This window comes from Azospirillum melinis (assembly GCF_013340935.1).
Classification (GTDB): domain Bacteria; phylum Pseudomonadota; class Alphaproteobacteria; order Azospirillales; family Azospirillaceae; genus Azospirillum; species Azospirillum melinis.
In genome coordinates this window covers 46,828-62,851 of the sequence record NZ_WHOS01000042.1, presented here as the reverse complement: position 1 = coordinate 62,851, position 16,024 = coordinate 46,828, and the positions used below count along the sequence as shown (strand labels likewise).

The 16,024-nt window shown below is 66.4% G+C and carries 14 protein-coding genes and 1 pseudogene; 5 read left to right on the top strand and 10 right to left on the bottom strand.

Annotated features, from left to right (window positions below; all coding sequences use genetic code 11):
* Together GBZ48_RS25325 and GBZ48_RS25320 are read left to right on the top strand one after the other, a co-directional pair.
* A pseudogene (locus GBZ48_RS25325) lies at window positions 1-249 on the top strand (hypothetical protein); the annotation flags it as partial.
* A gap of 168 nt (window positions 250-417) precedes the next feature.
* Window positions 418-1,029 carry a DedA family protein gene (locus tag GBZ48_RS25320; protein WP_174473548.1) on the top strand — a complete coding sequence of 204 codons (612 nt, stop codon included), beginning with the start codon at window positions 418-420 and terminating at the stop codon, window positions 1,027-1,029.
* An 83-nt stretch (window positions 1,030-1,112) separates the two neighbouring features.
* Here GBZ48_RS25320 and GBZ48_RS25315 read toward each other — a convergent pair whose 3' ends face one another.
* The 10 genes from GBZ48_RS25315 to gltX form a co-directional block, all read right to left on the bottom strand.
* Window positions 1,113-2,333 carry an HD-GYP domain-containing protein gene (locus tag GBZ48_RS25315; RefSeq protein ID WP_343049660.1) on the bottom strand — a complete coding sequence of 407 codons (1,221 nt, stop codon included), beginning with the start codon at window positions 2,331-2,333 and terminating at the stop codon, window positions 1,113-1,115.
* A gap of 123 nt (window positions 2,334-2,456) precedes the next feature.
* On the bottom strand, window positions 2,457-3,692 hold the full coding sequence (locus tag GBZ48_RS25310; protein ID WP_174473547.1) for an SLC13 family permease: 1,236 nt from the start codon (window positions 3,690-3,692) through the stop codon (window positions 2,457-2,459).
* Window positions 3,693-3,714: 22 nt separating this feature from the next.
* Window positions 3,715-4,539 carry an MBL fold metallo-hydrolase gene (locus GBZ48_RS25305; RefSeq protein ID WP_174473546.1) on the bottom strand — a complete coding sequence of 275 codons (825 nt, stop codon included), beginning with the start codon at window positions 4,537-4,539 and terminating at the stop codon, window positions 3,715-3,717.
* 218 nt (window positions 4,540-4,757) lie between these two features.
* On the bottom strand, window positions 4,758-6,983 hold the full coding sequence (purL, locus tag GBZ48_RS25300; protein ID WP_174473545.1) for a phosphoribosylformylglycinamidine synthase subunit PurL: 2,226 nt from the start codon (window positions 6,981-6,983) through the stop codon (window positions 4,758-4,760).
* Window positions 6,980-7,669 (bottom strand): phosphoribosylformylglycinamidine synthase subunit PurQ, encoded by a 690-nt coding sequence (purQ, locus tag GBZ48_RS25295; protein WP_109075620.1) that lies wholly within the window; start codon window positions 7,667-7,669, stop codon window positions 6,980-6,982. Before purQ ends, purL begins: the two co-directional genes overlap by 4 nt.
* 112 nt (window positions 7,670-7,781) lie before the next feature.
* Window positions 7,782-9,008 carry an ammonium transporter gene (locus tag GBZ48_RS25290; RefSeq protein WP_174473544.1) on the bottom strand — a complete coding sequence of 409 codons (1,227 nt, stop codon included), beginning with the start codon at window positions 9,006-9,008 and terminating at the stop codon, window positions 7,782-7,784.
* 240 nt (window positions 9,009-9,248) lie between these two features.
* Window positions 9,249-10,619, bottom strand: coding sequence for a TldD/PmbA family protein (locus tag GBZ48_RS25285; protein WP_174473543.1), 1,371 nt, complete (start codon window positions 10,617-10,619; stop codon window positions 9,249-9,251).
* Window positions 10,620-10,739: 120 nt separating this feature from the next.
* The gene (locus GBZ48_RS25280; RefSeq protein ID WP_174473542.1) at window positions 10,740-11,171 is read right to left on the bottom strand and encodes a DoxX family protein; all 432 of its coding nucleotides are present in this window, start codon (window positions 11,169-11,171) and stop codon (window positions 10,740-10,742) included.
* 174 nt (window positions 11,172-11,345) lie between these two features.
* Window positions 11,346-12,722 (bottom strand): cysteine--tRNA ligase, encoded by a 1,377-nt coding sequence (cysS, locus tag GBZ48_RS25275; RefSeq protein ID WP_174473541.1) that lies wholly within the window; start codon window positions 12,720-12,722, stop codon window positions 11,346-11,348.
* Between the two features lie 28 nt (window positions 12,723-12,750).
* Window positions 12,751-14,094, bottom strand: a complete 1,344-nt coding sequence (gltX, locus tag GBZ48_RS25270) for a glutamate--tRNA ligase (protein ID WP_174473540.1) — start codon at window positions 14,092-14,094, stop codon at window positions 12,751-12,753.
* Window positions 14,095-14,274: 180 nt separating this feature from the next.
* Between gltX and elbB the strand changes: the two genes are divergently transcribed.
* The 3 genes from elbB (at window position 14,275) to GBZ48_RS25255 (ending at window position 15,952) form a co-directional block, all read left to right on the top strand.
* The gene (gene elbB, locus GBZ48_RS25265; protein ID WP_174473539.1) at window positions 14,275-14,943 is read left to right on the top strand and encodes an isoprenoid biosynthesis glyoxalase ElbB; all 669 of its coding nucleotides are present in this window, start codon (window positions 14,275-14,277) and stop codon (window positions 14,941-14,943) included.
* A gap of 136 nt (window positions 14,944-15,079) precedes the next feature.
* The gene (locus GBZ48_RS25260) at window positions 15,080-15,649 is read left to right on the top strand and encodes a hypothetical protein (protein WP_098739245.1); all 570 of its coding nucleotides are present in this window, start codon (window positions 15,080-15,082) and stop codon (window positions 15,647-15,649) included.
* Between the two features lie 147 nt (window positions 15,650-15,796).
* Window positions 15,797-15,952: a hypothetical protein gene (locus GBZ48_RS25255; protein ID WP_174473538.1), complete on the top strand. Its 156-nt coding sequence runs from the start codon at window positions 15,797-15,799 to the stop codon at window positions 15,950-15,952.
* Window positions 15,953-16,024 lie beyond the last annotated feature (72 nt).

The window sequence follows — 16,024 nt, the reverse complement described above, 5'->3', positions numbered from 1 at the left end:
CCGCCTCCCCCGCCGGCCTTCGACCCGGCAGCTCTGTCCAACGCGGAATTGCGGGCACTGGTGCAGGCGCTGCCCGACCAGCGGCTGGCACATCTGCTGATCGAAGCGGCGCGCGAACTGAAGCGCCGGGCCGTTCCCGACTCCGGGGATACCGACGGCGAGGACGGAGAAGGTTCGACGGAGCCGAACCCCGCCCTGCTGCGTGCCGCGCGGCAGGCGGTGGGAGAGCTTTCGGGCGAGGATTTCTGACACGCCGGTCTCACTGCCCCAGTCTCACTGCTGGGTGCGTCCCTTCGTCAATAAAGTTTCCGAGACAAACCACACGGCTTTATGTCATGATCGCTTCCAGCCCACGCTTTATATGCCGCATCGCACAATAAAGCGGTATCAAAGCGCCGCCGGGCACGCCGAACCCACATGCGACGTCTCCCGGAGGGAGCTTTGGACTGGATTTCGTGGTTGCAGGAATGGGGGAACGCCTTTTACCCGATGGCCTTTGTCTGGGCCTTTTTTGAAGGTGAAACATTTGTAATCTTCGGCGGGATGGGCGCCAAGCTCGGTATCGTCAATCTTTACTGGCTGGTCGGGTCGGTGTGGATCGGCAGTTTCCTGGGCGATCAGGTCTGGTTCTGGTTGGGCCGCCGCTGGGGCAAAAAGGCGCTGGCCCGTTTCCCCTCCGCCGATGCCCACGCCTGCCGGGTGCTGGGTTGGCTGGAGAAATACGGCGTCGCCTTCATCCTGGTCTTCCGTTTCCTCTACGGCGTCCGGAACATCGCGTCGGTCGCCATCGGCACCTCGGGGATGCCGTGGTCGCGCTTTCTGTTCTGGAACTTCATCGCCGCCGGCATCTGGGCCTGGAGCTTCGCCGGCGCCGGTTACCTGTTCGGTGAGGCTGCCGCCGCCATCGGCGAGGATGGACCGAAGATCCTGCTGCTGACCGGCCTTGCCATCGGCGGTCTGTGGCTCGCGATCAAGAGCATCCGCTGGGTCCGCCGCCGCGCGCTCGCCGCGACCAACCCGGCCGAGTGACCCACAGCTGAGCGGGTTGAGCCTAAGACAGGGCCGGTGCGGGAGGTCGTGGACCGCCCGCACCGGCCCTCTTTCGTCAGGCCTCAGGCATCCTGCGTTTCCTGATCCTTCAGCCGCTCCCAGATCTCGCCGAACTCCGCATGGCGGGCGGCGAACAGCGCCAGCAGGCGCGGATCGAAATGGACCTTCGGGTCCAGGCGATCGTCACCGTTCAGCAGGATGTCCACCGTCTTTTCATGGCTGAATGACGGCTTGTAGGGCCGGGCGCTGCGCAGCGCGTCATAACAGTCGGCAATGGCGACAATGCGGGCGGCGAGGGGAATTTCCTCGCCCTTCAGGCCGAACGGATAGCCGGTGCCGGCCCATTGCTCGTGATGGTACAGCGCGATCTCGGCGGCCATCTTCAACCGGTCCGATGCGACCAGGATGTCGTGGCCATAGACCGGATGGCGCCGCATTTCCGCAAGCTCGCGCTCGTCGAGCCGGCCCCGCTTGTGCAGAACCGCCTGATCGACGCTCATCTTGCCGACATCGTGCAGGGCGGCGGAAAAGCGGATCTCCTGGCAAAAGGCGCGGCTGCAACCGGCCCAGGTCGCCAGCATGTAGGAATATTCGTTGACCCTCAGGATGTGGTTGCCGGTGTCCTCGTCATGCACCTCGGCGGCGCGGGCCAGCAAATTGACCGACACCATGAAGGCCCGCTCCGTCTCGGCCTGGAGTTCGGCGACACGACGGCGCTCCTTGGTCAGGGCACGGTTGCGTTCGGTCAGCCGCTCCAGCGTCGCAGCGCGTTCCAGCGCCCGGCCGACGATGTGGTTGACCGGGGCGATCATCTGCTCGTGATCGGGCAGAAAGGCCGGCGGCCCCTCCAGCGGGCGGCGGTTGATCAGCTGCACCACGCCGATGGGCCGGTCACGGAACCCCTTCAACGCGAAGGCCATGATGGACCGGGTGCGGAAGCCGGTGCGCTGGTCGAAGGCCGGGTTGAAGTTGTAGGGCCGGTCCGCCGGAATGGCGTAGGCATCCTCCAGCAGCAGCGTCTCGCCGGTCGCAGCGACGTAGCCGACGATGGAGGCTTGGCTGACCGGCACCGAAAACAGGGTCGGTCTGGCGCGGATCACGTCGTTCTGCGCGCTCACCGCATCGAGATGACGGTGCCGCCCCTGCCCGCGCAGCATGAAGATCGTGCCGGCCTCGGCACCCGTCAGTTCGCGGCACTTGCGCAGCACCCGATCGCTGAGCGACCGCAGCGACTGGTTCGGAGCACTTTCGATAAATTCAAGGAATTGGCCGACCAGACCCACAGCGCTCCCCCACCCCGGCGCACGACAATGGCGCTCCGAACAGAGTACCCCATTTGTCGCACCCGGCAGAAGGGGCTTGCAGTTCCCAAAGTCACGTGGTGATCACAGGTCACAGCCTGCACGTCACAGCCCCATCCACCCACCCGCCCACAGCCAGACCGCCGCCACCGCCATCGACAGCAGCGCCATCGGCACGCCGCAGCGCGCATGCTCGACAAAGCCCAGCTTGACGCCGGCAGCGGCAGCCCGCTCCGCCACGATGATGTTGGCGAGGCTGCCCGGCAGCAGCAGGTTGCCGGCCAGGGTCGACAGCAGCGCCAGCCCGTAGAGCGCCCCTTCCGGCGGCGACGGCCAAGCGGCCAGCAGCAGGATCACCGCCGGGACGTTGCCGATGGTGTTGCTGCCTGCCAGCGACAGCGGCAGCATCACCGCCAGCCGGTCGGGAAGCCATCCTGCCGCGCTCAGGTCGTTGACCAGCGCCGTCGGGATGCCGGTCAGCCCCAGCGCATGGTTGATCGCGAAGAGCGCGCCGAACAGCACCAGAAGGTGCCAGTCGACCATGCCCAGCATGTCGCGGCTGGCCATGCGGCGGCTCACCATCATCACACCGGCGATCAGCAGCACCGCATGTTCCTGCGGGATGTCGCGGGTGAACAGGATCAGCAGAACGAGCGTCGCCGCCACCGCCTTGCCCAACTGCCAGCGGTCGAGCTTCGGCACCGCCTGCACGGCGTCCCCGTGCCCCTCCTGCGGCATGCCGAAACGGCCGCGCCAGACCAGCCAGACGGTCGCATAGGCGATGGCCATGGCCGCCAGCGCCGGGCCGCCGCAGATCGCCAGGAAGCGCCAGAAATCGAGATGCCCGACCTGACCGATCAGGATGTTCTGCGGGTTGCCGATCATCGTCGCCGCCGACCCTGCATTGGCGGCGCCCGCCAGCCCGATCAGGTAGGGCCGCGGGTCCAGCTTGCGCGCCTGCAAGCCCAGGCACAGCATCGGCGTCATCGCGAAGACGACCACGTCGTTCGCCAGCACTGCCGACAGCCCGCCGGCGACCAGCACGATCACCGCCAGGAGCCGCGCCGGTGACTTCGCCGCCTGCGCCACCTTCAGCGCGCACCAGTCGTAGAAGCCGCTGCCGGCATATTGCGCCGACAGGATCATCAGACCCAGCAGGATGAAGATCGTCGGGAAGTCGATGGCCGACACGGCGGCGGCGGTATCCAGCGCCCCGGTCGCCAGCAACAGGATCGCTGCGACCAGCGCGATGCCGGTGCGGTCGATGCGCAGGCCGGGAAAGCCGCCCAGCGCCATGCCCAGATAGGTGGCGGCGAACAGAATCAGGATGGTTGCGGTCATAATGCCCGATGCACAGGGAATGTCAGTCGAGGGAAATGGTGGTTCCCTCGCGCGCGGCAAAGCAATTAGCGAACTCTGCCTTGGCCGCCGCCTCGATCCGCTCCATCGTCGCGTCGTCGTGGTCTGGATCGTGGTGGAACAGGCCCAGCGTCTTCACATGGGCCGCGCGGGCGATCCGCACCGCTTCCATCCAGGTGGAATGGCCCCAGCCGATCCGCTGCACCCATTCATCGTCGGTGTAGGTCGAGTCGTAGAGCAGCAGATCCACCCCGTCGACAAGGTTCAGGATGTTGCGATCGGGGTGGTCAGGCACATGTTCGGTGTCGGTGACGTAGGCGACCGACCGCCCCTGATACTCGATCCGATAGCCGGTGGCGCCATCGGGATGGTTCAGCGCCGCGGTGTGGATGCGCACCCCGCCCTCCAGCTTGAAACTGTGGCCGGGCGGCACCTCGAGGAAGCTCAGGTCGCCGCCCATGGTGCGCAGCGGTACCGGGAAGAGCGGCCGTTCCATCTGGCGCGCCATCACCGATTCGATGTCGGGACCGCCGTTGAGATGGCCGGAGATGACGCGAAGACCGAAGCCCTTGGTGTAGGCCGGCGCGAAGAAGGGAAAGCCGCTGATGTGGTCGAGATGGGTGTGGCTCAGCAGCAGCGTGGCGCCGGTCACCCCTTCGGCCAGTAGCTTGCGCCCCAGCATCCGCAGCCCGGTACCGGCGTCGATGATGATCCGCTGCTTGCCCGCCTGCACTTCGACGCAGGAGGTGTTGCCACCGAACCCCAGATGCGAGGCCATTGGGCAGGGAATGGTGCCGCGCACGCCCCAAAAGGTGACTGAAAACCCCATTCCCCGCCTCCAGGCGCGCTCATATGCCGATCCAACCCTTTGGAGCGGTGAGTTTAACGCGATTTGCCTGTCTGTACACGACAGAGCATGAACGGCGCAGGGTGTCCGCCGCTCCCCGGCCGGAAAAAGAAACGGGGCCGCCTCGCATGAAGCAGCCCCGTCGATCTTGATCGGTCACCTCGATCAGGTCTGGCCGTTTTTCTTACGACCCGGCCGTCTTACAGCTCGGCGGCCATGTAGGTCGGCAGCCAGCCTTCGTTCGCCTCGCGCAGACGCTTCAGCGAGACGATCTCGCCACCGCGGCCCGACAGCGAGGTGCCGCGGGTTTCGCCCAGTACGGTGACCGGAACGCCGGCCGCCTTGGCCTTCTCCTGCACCGTCGCGGCGACGTCCGGACGGACGGCCAGGACGTAGCGGCCCTGGTCCTCGCCGAACAGCACGCGGACATGCTGGCCGTCGAAACCGGTCAGGTAGGCGCCGATGCCGCTGGCCAGCGCCATCTCGGCGATGGTGACGATCAGGCCGCCGTCGGCGGCGTCGTGGCTCGACACCACCAGACCCTCGTGGATCAGGCCGCGGACGAAATCGCCGTTGCGGCGCTCCACCGCCAGATCGACCGGCGGGGGTGCCCCTTCCTCTCGGCCGAGGATCTCGCGCAGGAAGATCGACTGGCCGATGTGGCCCTTCGTCTCGCCCACCGCGAGGATCACGTCGCCTTCGTTCTTGAAGGCGATGCCGACGGCGATCATCGCGTCCGGCATGATGCCGACGCCGCCGATGGCCGGGGTCGGCAGGATGGCCTCGCCGTTCGTCTCGTTGTAGAGCGAAACGTTGCCCGAGACGACCGGGAAGTCCAGCGCCTTGCAGGCCTCGCCGATGCCCTGAACGGCGCCGACGAACTGGCCCATGATCCGCGGCTTCTCGGGGTTGCCGAAGTTCATGTTGTCGGTGATGGCGAGCGGCAGGGCGCCCACCGCCGACAGGTTGCGCCACGCCTCGGCCACGGCTTGGCGGCCGCCCTCGACCGGGTCGGCGAGGCAGTAGCGCGGGGTGCAGTCGGTGGTGATGGCGACCGCCTTGGTCTGGCCCGGCACGCGGACGACCGCGGCGTCGGCCTGACCCGACATGAAGCGGGTGTCGCCGCCGACGAGGCTGTCATACTGCTCCCAGATCCAGCGCTTGGAGGCCAGATCGGGACAGCCGAACAGTTTGGTCAGCGTGTCGCCCAGTTCCTCGGAATAACCGTCGAACACGCTGTCGGCGACATCCGAAGCCTTCGGCGTCGGCTCCCACGGACGGTTGTATTCCGGAGCGGCGTTGGACACCGGGGCGATCGGCATGTCGCACCAGGTCTCGCCATACATCTTGATGACGAGGTTGCCGGTGTCGGTCAGGTGACCGATGACGGCGAAGTCCAGCTCCCACTTGTCGAAGATGGCCTTCGCCACCTCCTCGCGGCCGGGCTTCAGGATGATCAGCATGCGCTCCTGGCTTTCGGAGAGCATGATCTCATAGGGCGTCATCGCCTCTTCGCGCATCGGCAGGTTGTCGAGCGTCAACTCGATGCCCAGGCCGCCCTTGCCGGCCATCTCGACCGACGACGAGGTCAGGCCGGCGGCGCCCATGTCCTGGATGGCGACGATGGCGTCCGTCTCCATCAATTCCAGGCAGGCTTCGATCAGCAGCTTCTCGGTGAAGGGGTCGCCGACCTGCACGGTCGGGCGCTTCTCCTCCGAATCCTCGGTGAACTCGGCCGACGCCATGGTGGCGCCATGGATGCCGTCGCGGCCGGTCTTGGAGCCGACATAGACGACCGGGTTGCCGATGCCGGCGGCGGCCGAATAGAAGATCCTGTCGGTCTTGGCGACACCCACGGTCATGGCGTTGACCAGGATGTTGCCGTTGTAGGCGGGGTGGAAGTTGGTCTCACCGCCCACGGTCGGCACGCCGACGCAGTTGCCGTAGCCGCCGATGCCGGCGACCACGCCCGAGACCAGATGGCGGGTCTTGGGATGGTCGGGAGAGCCGAAGCGCAGCGCGTTCATGTTGGCGATGGGACGCGCGCCCATGGTGAACACGTCGCGCAGGATGCCGCCCACGCCCGTCGCCGCACCCTGGTAGGGTTCGATGTAGGACGGGTGGTTGTGGCTCTCCATCTTGAAGATGACGGCATCGCCGTCACCGATGTCGACCACGCCGGCATTCTCGCCGGGGCCGCAGATCACCTGCGGGCCGGTGGTCGGCAGCGTCTTCAGCCACACCTTCGACGACTTGTAGGAGCAGTGCTCCGACCACATGACCGAAATGATGCCCATCTCGGTGAAGGTCGGGGTGCGGCCCAGGATGTCCAGGGCGTTCTGGTACTCCTCGGCGGACAGGCCGAACTCCTTGGCGAGTTCGGCGGTGACCGGACGCTCCTGCGCCCTGGTAGCTTCAGCGCTCACGACAGGGCCTCCACCAGACCTTCGAACATGGGCTTGCCGTCGGTGTTGCCGTGCAGGGCCTCCACCGCGTCCTCGGGATGCGGCATCAGGCCGAGCACGGTGCGCTTGGCATTGAAGATGCCGGCGATGTCGGACACCGAGCCGTTGGGGTTGCCGCGCGGATCGGACCGCGCCTCGTCACCGACATAACGGAAGGCGACCTGGCCTTCGCCGTCCAGCCGCTTCACCGTCTCCGCGTCGGTCCAGTAGTTGCCGTCGCCGTGCGCCACGGGGAAACGGACGATCTGGCCCTTCGCGTATTTCTTGGTGAAGGGGCTGTCGGTGTTCTCCACCCGCAGATGCTGGACGCGGCAGACGAACTTCAGCGCACCGTTGCGCATCAGCGCGCCGGGCAGCAGCCCGGCCTCGGTGATGATCTGGAAGCCGTTGCAGACGCCGAGCACCCGGACGCCCTGATCGGCCCGCGCCTTCACCTCGCGCATGATCGGCGAATGCGCCGCCATGGCGCCGGAGCGCAGGTAATCGCCATAGGAGAAGCCGCCGGGCACGACGATCAGGTCGACCTTGGGCAGTTCGGTGTCGCGGTGCCAGACCAGATGCGGCTTGGTCCCGCTGACGGCCTCCAGCGCGGCGACAGCGTCGCGTTCGCGGTTGGAGCCGGGGAAAACGACGATGGCGGCCTTCATGGGGCGGTCAAAATCCGGCGTCGTGAGGGGGAGGAGTTCGCGCCGGACACTAAAGCCGCCGCCCCGGCAAAGCAAGAGTCGGCCAAGGGGCGGCGGAGTTGTGCGCGGCGCATTACATGCCGGGCGCGTCCTCTTCCGGGTACGCGGTGATGTGGTGCAACGACAGGTCGGCACCCTTGTACTCCTGCTCGGGATCGAGGCGGATGCCGACGGTGACGCGCAGCAGGCCGTAGACCGCCAGACCGGCGGCGAAGCCGAAGCCGGCACCGCCCAGCGTCCCGACGATCTGGCTGAGGATCGACACGCCGCCAAGGCCGCCCAGCGCCTCCTGCCCGAAGACGCCGGCCAGCAGGCCGCCGGTCAGGCCGCACAGACCGTGCAGCGGCCAGACGCCCAGCACGTCGTCGATCTTCCAGTCGATCTGGCACTTGTTGAAGGCCCAGACGAACAGCAGCCCGGCGATGCCGCCGGTGACCAGCGCGCCCAGCGGGTGCATCACGTCGGACCCGGCGCAGACCGCCACCAGACCGGCCAGTGCGCCGTTGTGGACGAAGCCGGGATCGGTGCGGCTGATCACCAGCGACGTGACGATGCCACCGACCATCGCCATCAGCGAGTTCAGCGCGACCAGACCCGTCACGCCGTCCAGAACCTGGGCGCTCATCACGTTGAAGCCGAACCAGCCGACACACAGCACCCAGGCGCCCAGCGCCAGGAAGGGGATGTTCGACGGCGGAATGGCGATCAGCGAACCGTTGGGGCGGTAGCGGCCGCGGCGATTGCCGAGGTTCAGCACCGCACCCAGCGCCACCCAGCCGCCGAAGGCATGCACCACCACCGATCCGGCGAAGTCGTGGAACGGCTGGCCGAAGGTCGCGGCCATCCAGCCTTGCAGGCCGAAGCGGGTTCCCCACACCGTGCCTTCCAGCAATGGATAGAACAGCGCGATCAGCGCCAGCGTGGCGCCGGCCTGCGGCCAGAACCTGGCGCGCTCGGCGATGCCGCCCGAGACGATGGCCGGCACCGCGGCGGCAAAGGTCGCCAGGAAGAAGAACTTCACCAGATCGTAGCCATAGGCCGCGAAGCCGCCGCTTCCCTTGCCGACCAGCGTGTGGGCGTCGGCGAAGAAGTCGATGCCGTAGGCCACGGCATAGCCGACGAAGAAATAGGCAAGGGTCGACATGGCGAAGTCTGACAGGATCTTCACCAGCGCGTTCACCTGATTCTTGCGCCGGACCGTCCCGACCTCCAGCAGGGCGAAGCCGCAATGCATCGCCAGCACCATCACCGCGCCCATCAGCACGAAAAGGACGTCGCCACCCGTCTTTGCCGTATCCATTTGCACAAACCTTCAGCATTTCGCCCAAAAAAGCGGCAAATTGCTAACAGATCAGGCAGATATGCGCAAGGGCCTAGCTGACGTTTGGACAGGCAGAGTGGCGGAAATGCAGCACAAAAAGCGGGCGAACCCGCTTTGGGTTGCCCGCTGTCTGCGCAAGAACGATGCCAAATGATGAATAGACGGGCGGAGATGCCTCCGCCCTAAGCGGCCTGAACGCCTCCGCTTACATGCCGGCGTTTACATCCCGGCGATGGTCATGCCGTCGATGCGCACAGTCGGCGCATCCATGCCGAAGCGCAGTTCCAGGTCGTCGGCCGCCTCCATGTTCAGGAACATGTCCTTGAGGTTGCCAGCGATGGTGATCTCGTTGACGGGATACGTGATCTGTCCGTTCTCGATCCAGAAACCGCCGGCACCACGGCTGTAATCGCCGGTGACGCCATTGACGCCCATGCCCATCAGATCGGTGACATAGAAGCCGTCCTTGATCTCCGCCAGCATGTCGGCGCGGCTGCGCTTGCCGGCAGCCATGTAGACGTTGGCGGGGGCCGGGCCGGGCGGGCCGGAGGTGCCGCGGGCGGCATGGCCGGTGGTCGTCAGGCCGAGTTGCCGGGCGGACCGCAGGTCGAGCAGCCAGGTGGTCAGCACACCGTCCTCGATCAGCGTACGCCGCGACACTTCGACGCCCTCGGCATCGAAGGGACGGGAGCGCAGGCCGCGCTTCACATGCGGATCGTCGACGATGGTGATGGAGGACGCGAAGATCTGCTGCCCCATCCTGTCCTTCAGGAAGCTGGTGCCGCGGGCGATGCTGGGACCGCTGATGGCGCCGGTCAGGTGACCGAGCAGGCCGCGCGACACCCGCGGGTCGAAGAACACCGGCACCTTGCAGCTCTTGACGCGGCGCGGGTTCAGGCGGCGGACGGCGCGCTCGCCGGCCTCGCGGCCGATCTCGGCGGGATCGCGCAGGTCAGCGCCATAGACCTTGCTGTCATAATCATAGTCGCGCTCCATCCCGGTGCCGGTACCGGCCAGGACGGAGGCAGACAGCGACTGGCGCGACACCCCGTAGGTGCCGGCGAAGCCGTTGGAGGCGGCAATCGCGATGGTCGAGCGGCTCCAGCCGGCATCGCCCCCTTCGGAATTGGTGACGCCCTCGACCGCCAGCGCTGCCTCTTCGGCGATCCGCGCGCGTTCGATCAGCGTTTCCGAAGACGGTTCCTCATCATCGCAGATGTCGAGGTCGGGCCAGCTGCGGGACAGCTGCTCCGGATCGGCGATGCCGGCGAAGCCGTCCTCCGGCACCACACGGGCCATGGCGATGGCACGCTCGACCAACTCGTCCAGCGCCTTGCCGCTGCGGTCGGTGGAGGAGACGATGGCCTGCCGCTTGCCGACGAACACCCTGAGGCCGAGATCGCCGGATTCGGAGCGCTCAAGCTTCTCGGTCTTGCCCAGCCGGTGGGCGAGGGACACGGACGCGCTGTCGAACAGCACGGCATCGGCGGCATCCGCGCCGGCGGCGCGCGCCTTGGCGATCAGGTCGTCCAGCAGAGTCAGGACCCCGGAGGACTCCGTCTTGTGCTGGTCGTTCGGCGAAACGGTCATCAGGCTCTCCGGTTGGTCTCCGTCCTGTCTACCAAATGGGACGGCGACGCGGAACGGGGAAGAGGCAAATTGCCCCCTCCCCGCTCCGCGCCACCATCGAATACCGGTTTTGGTTGCGGATCAGGCCAGTTCGCGACGGTCGCTCGGGGCGCCCAGTGCCGGAACCTTCAGGGCGAAGGCGCCCTCGCCCAACAGCGACTGCACCACCAGCAGGACCGTCCAGAAGGCCGGGAACTCCCAACCGCCACCCTGCGTATTGAACACCCAGCCATTGCCGACATGCTGGAGCGTGGCGCCGATCATGATCGGCAGCAGGGCCAGCGCGATCCAGCGGGTGTAGACACCGGCGATCAGCAGCAGCCCGCCGCCGATCTCGCCCAGGATCACGAGATAAGCGAAGAAGCCGGGATAGCCGATGCTCTCGAAATAACCGACGGTGCCGGGAATGGTAAAGGTCAGCACCTTCAGCACGAGGCCATGCGCCAGGAACAGCAGGCCGAGGCCGACGCGCAGCAGGAAGGCGGCATAGGGAGCGGTGCGATTGTCGATCATGGTCAGGGTCTCCTCGGTCAGGTGGGCCGGACGGGCCGCGTTTTGTCTGATGAGGAGATTAGGCCGGATCGACGTGTGGGATAATCAGCGAATTTGACGAAGGTTTGTTGCGATCCAGGGAACAATGATGGGTGGCCCGCCCTTTCCCTCATTGGGAAAGGGCGGATCGACCAATTACCCCCGCTTCCAGGTCGTACCCTGCGGACCGTCTTCGAGGACGATGCCCTTGTCGGCCAGTTCCTTACGGATGCGGTCGGCCTCGGCAAAGTTCTTGGCTGCGCGGGCGGACTTGCGATCGACGATCAGTTGCTCGACCTCGGCGTCGGTCAACCCTTCGGCCCCACCGGTCGGCGCCCAGCGGAACCATGCCTCCGCATCCTGCTGCAACAGGCCGAGCTGTTGTCCGGCCGCCAGCAGCGCACCCTTGGCCGCGGCCTTCTCGGCATCGCTCTTCGCCTTGTTCACCGCGGTCGCCAGCTCGTGCAGATGCGCGATGGCGAGCGGGCTGTTCAGGTCGTCCTCCAGCGCCGCCAGCACGTCAAAGGGCAGCTCGGCCGGAATGGCTGCCGGCTCTCCGCGCAGAGCCTGATACCAGCGGTCGAGCGCACCCTTGGCCTGCCGGATTCCCTCACGGGTGAAGTCCAGCGGCTGGCGGTAATGGGCGCTCAGCAGGGTGAGGCGGATCGCCTCGCCCGGGAACTCGTCCAGCAGATCGTGGACGGTGAAGAAGTTGCCGAGAGACTTCGACATCTTCTCGCCTTCGACCGTCACGAAGCCGTTGTGGACCCAGGTGCGGGCCAGCCGGTCGGTGCCGTTGGCGCAGCAGCTCTGGGCGATCTCGTTCTCATGGTGCGGGAAGATCAGATCCAGCCCGCCGCCATGGATGTCGAAGGTGGCGCCGAGATGCTCCTTCGCCATGGCGGAGCATTCGATGTGCCAGCCGGGCCGGCCGCGGCCCCAGGGGCTGTCCCAACCGGGCTGGTCGGGGCTGCTCGGCTTCCACAGCACGAAGTCGGAGCTATCGCGCTTGTAGGGAGCCACCTCCACCCGCGCACCGGCGATCATGTCCTCCAGCGAGCGGCGGGACAGCTGGCCGTAGCTCGGCATCGACGGCACGGAGAACAGCACATGCCCTTCCGCCGCATAGGCGTTGCCGCGCTCGATCAGCGTGGCGATCAGCGCGATCATCTGGCCGATATGCTGGGTCGCCCGCGGCTCGATGCTCGGGCGCAGCGCGTTCAGCGCGTCCATGTCGGCATGGAACAGGTCGGTGGTGCGCACGGTCAGCGCATCGATCGGCTCGCCGCTGTCCCGCGCCCGGTCGATGATCTTGTCGTCCACATCGGTGATGTTGCGGACATAGGTCACCGCCGGATAGAGCCGCGACAGCAGCCGGAACAGCAGGTCGAACACCACCACCGGCCGGGCGTTGCCGATATGGGCCGTGTCGTAGACGGTCGGACCACAGACATACATGCCGACATGGTCCGGGCGAAGCGGCTCGAAGCGCTCCTTACGGCGGGTCAGCGTGTTGTAGAGGTCCAACGGCACGGTCCGAACTCCTGGATTAAGAAAGGTTTCAGGCGGTTTCGCCGGCCAGACGCCGGAGGCTGCGCGCCCGTCCGATCAGGGGTAGCAGGTTCTTCAATTCCGGTCCATGGTCGCGCCCGGTCAGCGCGCGGCGCAGAGGAAGGAACAGCTCCTTGCCCTTGCGGCCCGTCGCCCCCTTCACCGCATTGGTCCAGGCGCCCCAGGTGCCGAGGTCCCACGGCTCGACGGGCAGCAGCGCCGCCGCCTGGGCCAGGAAAGCGGCATCCTCCACCAGCGGCGTCACCGGCGCATGTGTCACCGCCCACCAGTCCCGCGCCTCGCTCAGTCGCGCCAGATTGGGCCGCACCGCGTCCCAGAAAGCGGTGTCGGCACCGGTCAGGCCCAGCGCCTCCAGCCGGGCGGCCACCATCTCGAACGGCGTCAGGTGCAGGATGCGGGCGTTCAGCCGGCCTAGCTCCTCCGGATCGAACTTCGGCGTGCCGCGGGCGATCTTCGACAGGTCGAACTCCGCCACCAACTCCTCAAGCGTCAGCCGCGCCTCGATGGGATCGGAGGTGCCGAGCTTCGCCAGCAGGCTGTTGACCGCCATCGGCTCGATGCCGTCCTCGTCGCGCAGACTGCCGACCGACAGGCTGCCCAGCCGCTTCGACAGCCCCTGCCCGCCGGCATCGGTCAGCAGCGGCAGATGGGCGAAGGACGGCACCGCCGCACCAAGAGCTTCGAAAATCTGTATCTGAACCGCGGTGTTGGCGACATGGTCCTCGCCGCGGATGATGTGGGTGATGGCGAAGTCGGCGTCATCGACCACGCTGGTCAGGGTGTAGAGCGGCCGGCCATCCTCGCGGATCAACACCGGATCGCTCAGCGCCGTGCCCTCGAACCGCACCGGCCCGCGGACGAGATCTATCCACTCCACCGGAGTCGGGTTCAACTTGAAGCGCCAATGGGCCTTGCGCCCTTCCCCTTCCAGCCGGGCGCGGTCCTCGTCGGTCAGGCGCAGCGCGGCGCGGTCGTAGATCGGCGGACGGCCCTGCGACACCAGGCTGGCGCGCTTGAGGTTCAGTTCCTCCGGCGTCTCGTAGCAGGGATAGAGCCGGCCGGCGGCCTTCAACGCCGATGCCGCCTCGTCATAGCGCGGATAGCGGTCGCTTTCGCGGGCGAAACGATCCCAGGTCAGGCCCAACCAGGTCAGGTCGGCAGCGATGGCATCGGCGAATTCCTGGGTGGAGCGCTCCTCGTCGGTGTCGTCGAGCCGGAACATGAAGCTTCCGCCGGTCTTGCGCGCAAACAGCCAGTTGACGAGCGCAAGGCGCACATTGCCGACATGGATGCGGCCGGTCGGGCTGGGGGCGAAACGGACGGCGGTGGACATGGCTGGACTCGGGTTGCGGACGGGACAGACGGGCAGTCCTAGCACGGCCGGCGCGCCTTCCGAAAGCGGTCCGCGACCGATGCATCCGCGCAACAGGTCGGGCATTGCGTCGGTTGCTACGGTAGGCGCGGGAAACGGGCTGCGTTAGCTTGGCGGCAAATCCAATCTCGGAGACATCCTATGGCGGACAAGAGCTTGCGCATCGGCGTCGTGCTGTCGGGCTGCGGCGTGTATGACGGCGCGGAAATCCACGAGGCGGTCTGCACCCTGCTGGCCATCGCCAGGGTGGGCGCGGTGGCGGTGTGCTACGCCCCCGACATTCCGCAGGCCCATGTCGTCAACCACCTGACCGGCCAGGAGACAGGCGAAAGCCGCAACGTGCTGGTCGAGTCGGCACGCATCGCCCGCGGCAAGATCACCGCGCTCAGCGAGTTCTCGGCCGGCGACGTCGATGCGCTGATCTTCCCCGGCGGATTCGGCGCCGCCAAGAATCTCAGCGACTTCGCCTTCAAGGGGGCCGACTGCTCGGTCAACCCGCAGGTGGTGGCCGCCGTCGCCGCCATGCGTGCGGCCGGCAAGCCGATCGGCGCGCTGTGCATCGCGCCGGCCATCCTCGCCAAGATCCTGGGCCAGCAGGGGGTGGAATTGACCGTCGGCAACGATCCTGGGACCGTCGCCGCCCTGGAAGCGATGGGGGCGGTCCACCGCACCACCACCCATGGCGAGATCGTGGTCGATCCGGGGCTGAAGGTGGTCACCTCCCCTTGCTACATGCTGGACGCCACTCTGGCACAGATCGCCAAAGGGGCCGAAAATACTGTCAAGGCTCTGGTCGATCTGGCGAAGTAAGCAAGATAAACGCACGACGAAGGGGGTAACGATACCTCCTTTGTCACGCGCAATGTCACAAAGCTGAGCAATAATTCATTAACCGCCTTCCCCCACCCTTTGCCTCGGTTTCTTTTTTATCAGGCGAGGGTTGGCGATGACCTGCATTGTGGGATTGGTGGACGGCGATCGCGTGTGGATGGGCGGCGACAGCGCCGGGGTGAACGGGCTGGACATCACCGTCCGCGCCGACACCAAAGTGTTCCGCAACGGCGACAGCCTGATCGGCTTCACCAGTTCCTTCCGCATGGGCCAGCTGTTGCATTACCGGCTGGAGGTCCCGTCCCGCGACCATGACGCCGACCTGTTCCGCTACATGGTCGTCGACTTCGTCGATGCCGTCCGCAACTGCTTGAAGGACGGCGGCTACGCCCACCGCTCCAACGACGTGGAGACAGGCGGCACCTTCATGGTAGGGCTGGAAGGCCGCCTCTTCACCGTGCAGTCCGACTATCAGGTCGGCGAGGCGGTGCGCGGCTACCATGCCATCGGCTGCGGATCGGACTATGCGTTGGGTTCGCTCGCCTCCACCGCCGGCCAGCCGCCGGAAGAGCGCGTGCTGAAGGCTCTGGAATGCGCCGAGCTGTTCAATGGCGGCGTCCGTGCGCCCTTCACCATCCAGTCCAGCCTGCGCCGCCCGCAGCTGGCACTGACCGAAGCCGCGTAACCGGCGTCCCGGAACCCAATCTTCGACCAAAGTCAAAAGCAACGGCAAAGGCTGCGCTCTGGCCATCCAAAGCATCGTGGCGTATGAACCCCTGTCTTGCTGCACTGCGGGACAGGAGATAACCGCAAAAATCTTTGGGTGATAGAGATGACGGATCAAGCGGTTACCGCCGATGCTTATCTTGGTGAAGACGCGAACCCAGCCGGGTTGTTGAGCAACTGGGGAAATTCGCCCTTCTTCGTCTTTCCCGCCATGCTGCTGATCTTCATCATGCCGCTGGCGATCATCTTCCATCCGACCTGAGTGGTTCTGCCGGCCGTGCTGTGGACCTTCGGCATGATCGCCACGATCATCAAGCTGACGCGCGGCTGACGT

Coding starts and splice junctions, on each gene's coding strand:
- GBZ48_RS25280 (WP_174473542.1), bottom strand. CDS start 11,171: ATGATCGACAATCGCACCGCTCCCTATGCCGCCTTCCTGCTGCGCGTC.
- GBZ48_RS25285 (WP_174473543.1), bottom strand. CDS start 10,619: ATGACCGTTTCGCCGAACGACCAGCACAAGACGGAGTCCTCCGGGGTC.
- purQ (WP_109075620.1), bottom strand. CDS start 7,669: ATGAAGGCCGCCATCGTCGTTTTCCCCGGCTCCAACCGCGAACGCGAC.
- GBZ48_RS25305 (WP_174473546.1), bottom strand. CDS start 4,539: ATGGGGTTTTCAGTCACCTTTTGGGGCGTGCGCGGCACCATTCCCTGC.
- elbB (WP_174473539.1), top strand. CDS start 14,275: ATGGCGGACAAGAGCTTGCGCATCGGCGTCGTGCTGTCGGGCTGCGGC.
- GBZ48_RS25310 (WP_174473547.1), bottom strand. CDS start 3,692: ATGACCGCAACCATCCTGATTCTGTTCGCCGCCACCTATCTGGGCATG.
- GBZ48_RS25320 (WP_174473548.1), top strand. CDS start 418: ATGCGACGTCTCCCGGAGGGAGCTTTGGACTGGATTTCGTGGTTGCAG.
- GBZ48_RS25290 (WP_174473544.1), bottom strand. CDS start 9,008: ATGGATACGGCAAAGACGGGTGGCGACGTCCTTTTCGTGCTGATGGGC.
- GBZ48_RS25260 (WP_098739245.1), top strand. CDS start 15,080: ATGACCTGCATTGTGGGATTGGTGGACGGCGATCGCGTGTGGATGGGC.
- GBZ48_RS25255 (WP_174473538.1), top strand. CDS start 15,797: ATGACGGATCAAGCGGTTACCGCCGATGCTTATCTTGGTGAAGACGCG.
- gltX (WP_174473540.1), bottom strand. CDS start 14,094: ATGTCCACCGCCGTCCGTTTCGCCCCCAGCCCGACCGGCCGCATCCAT.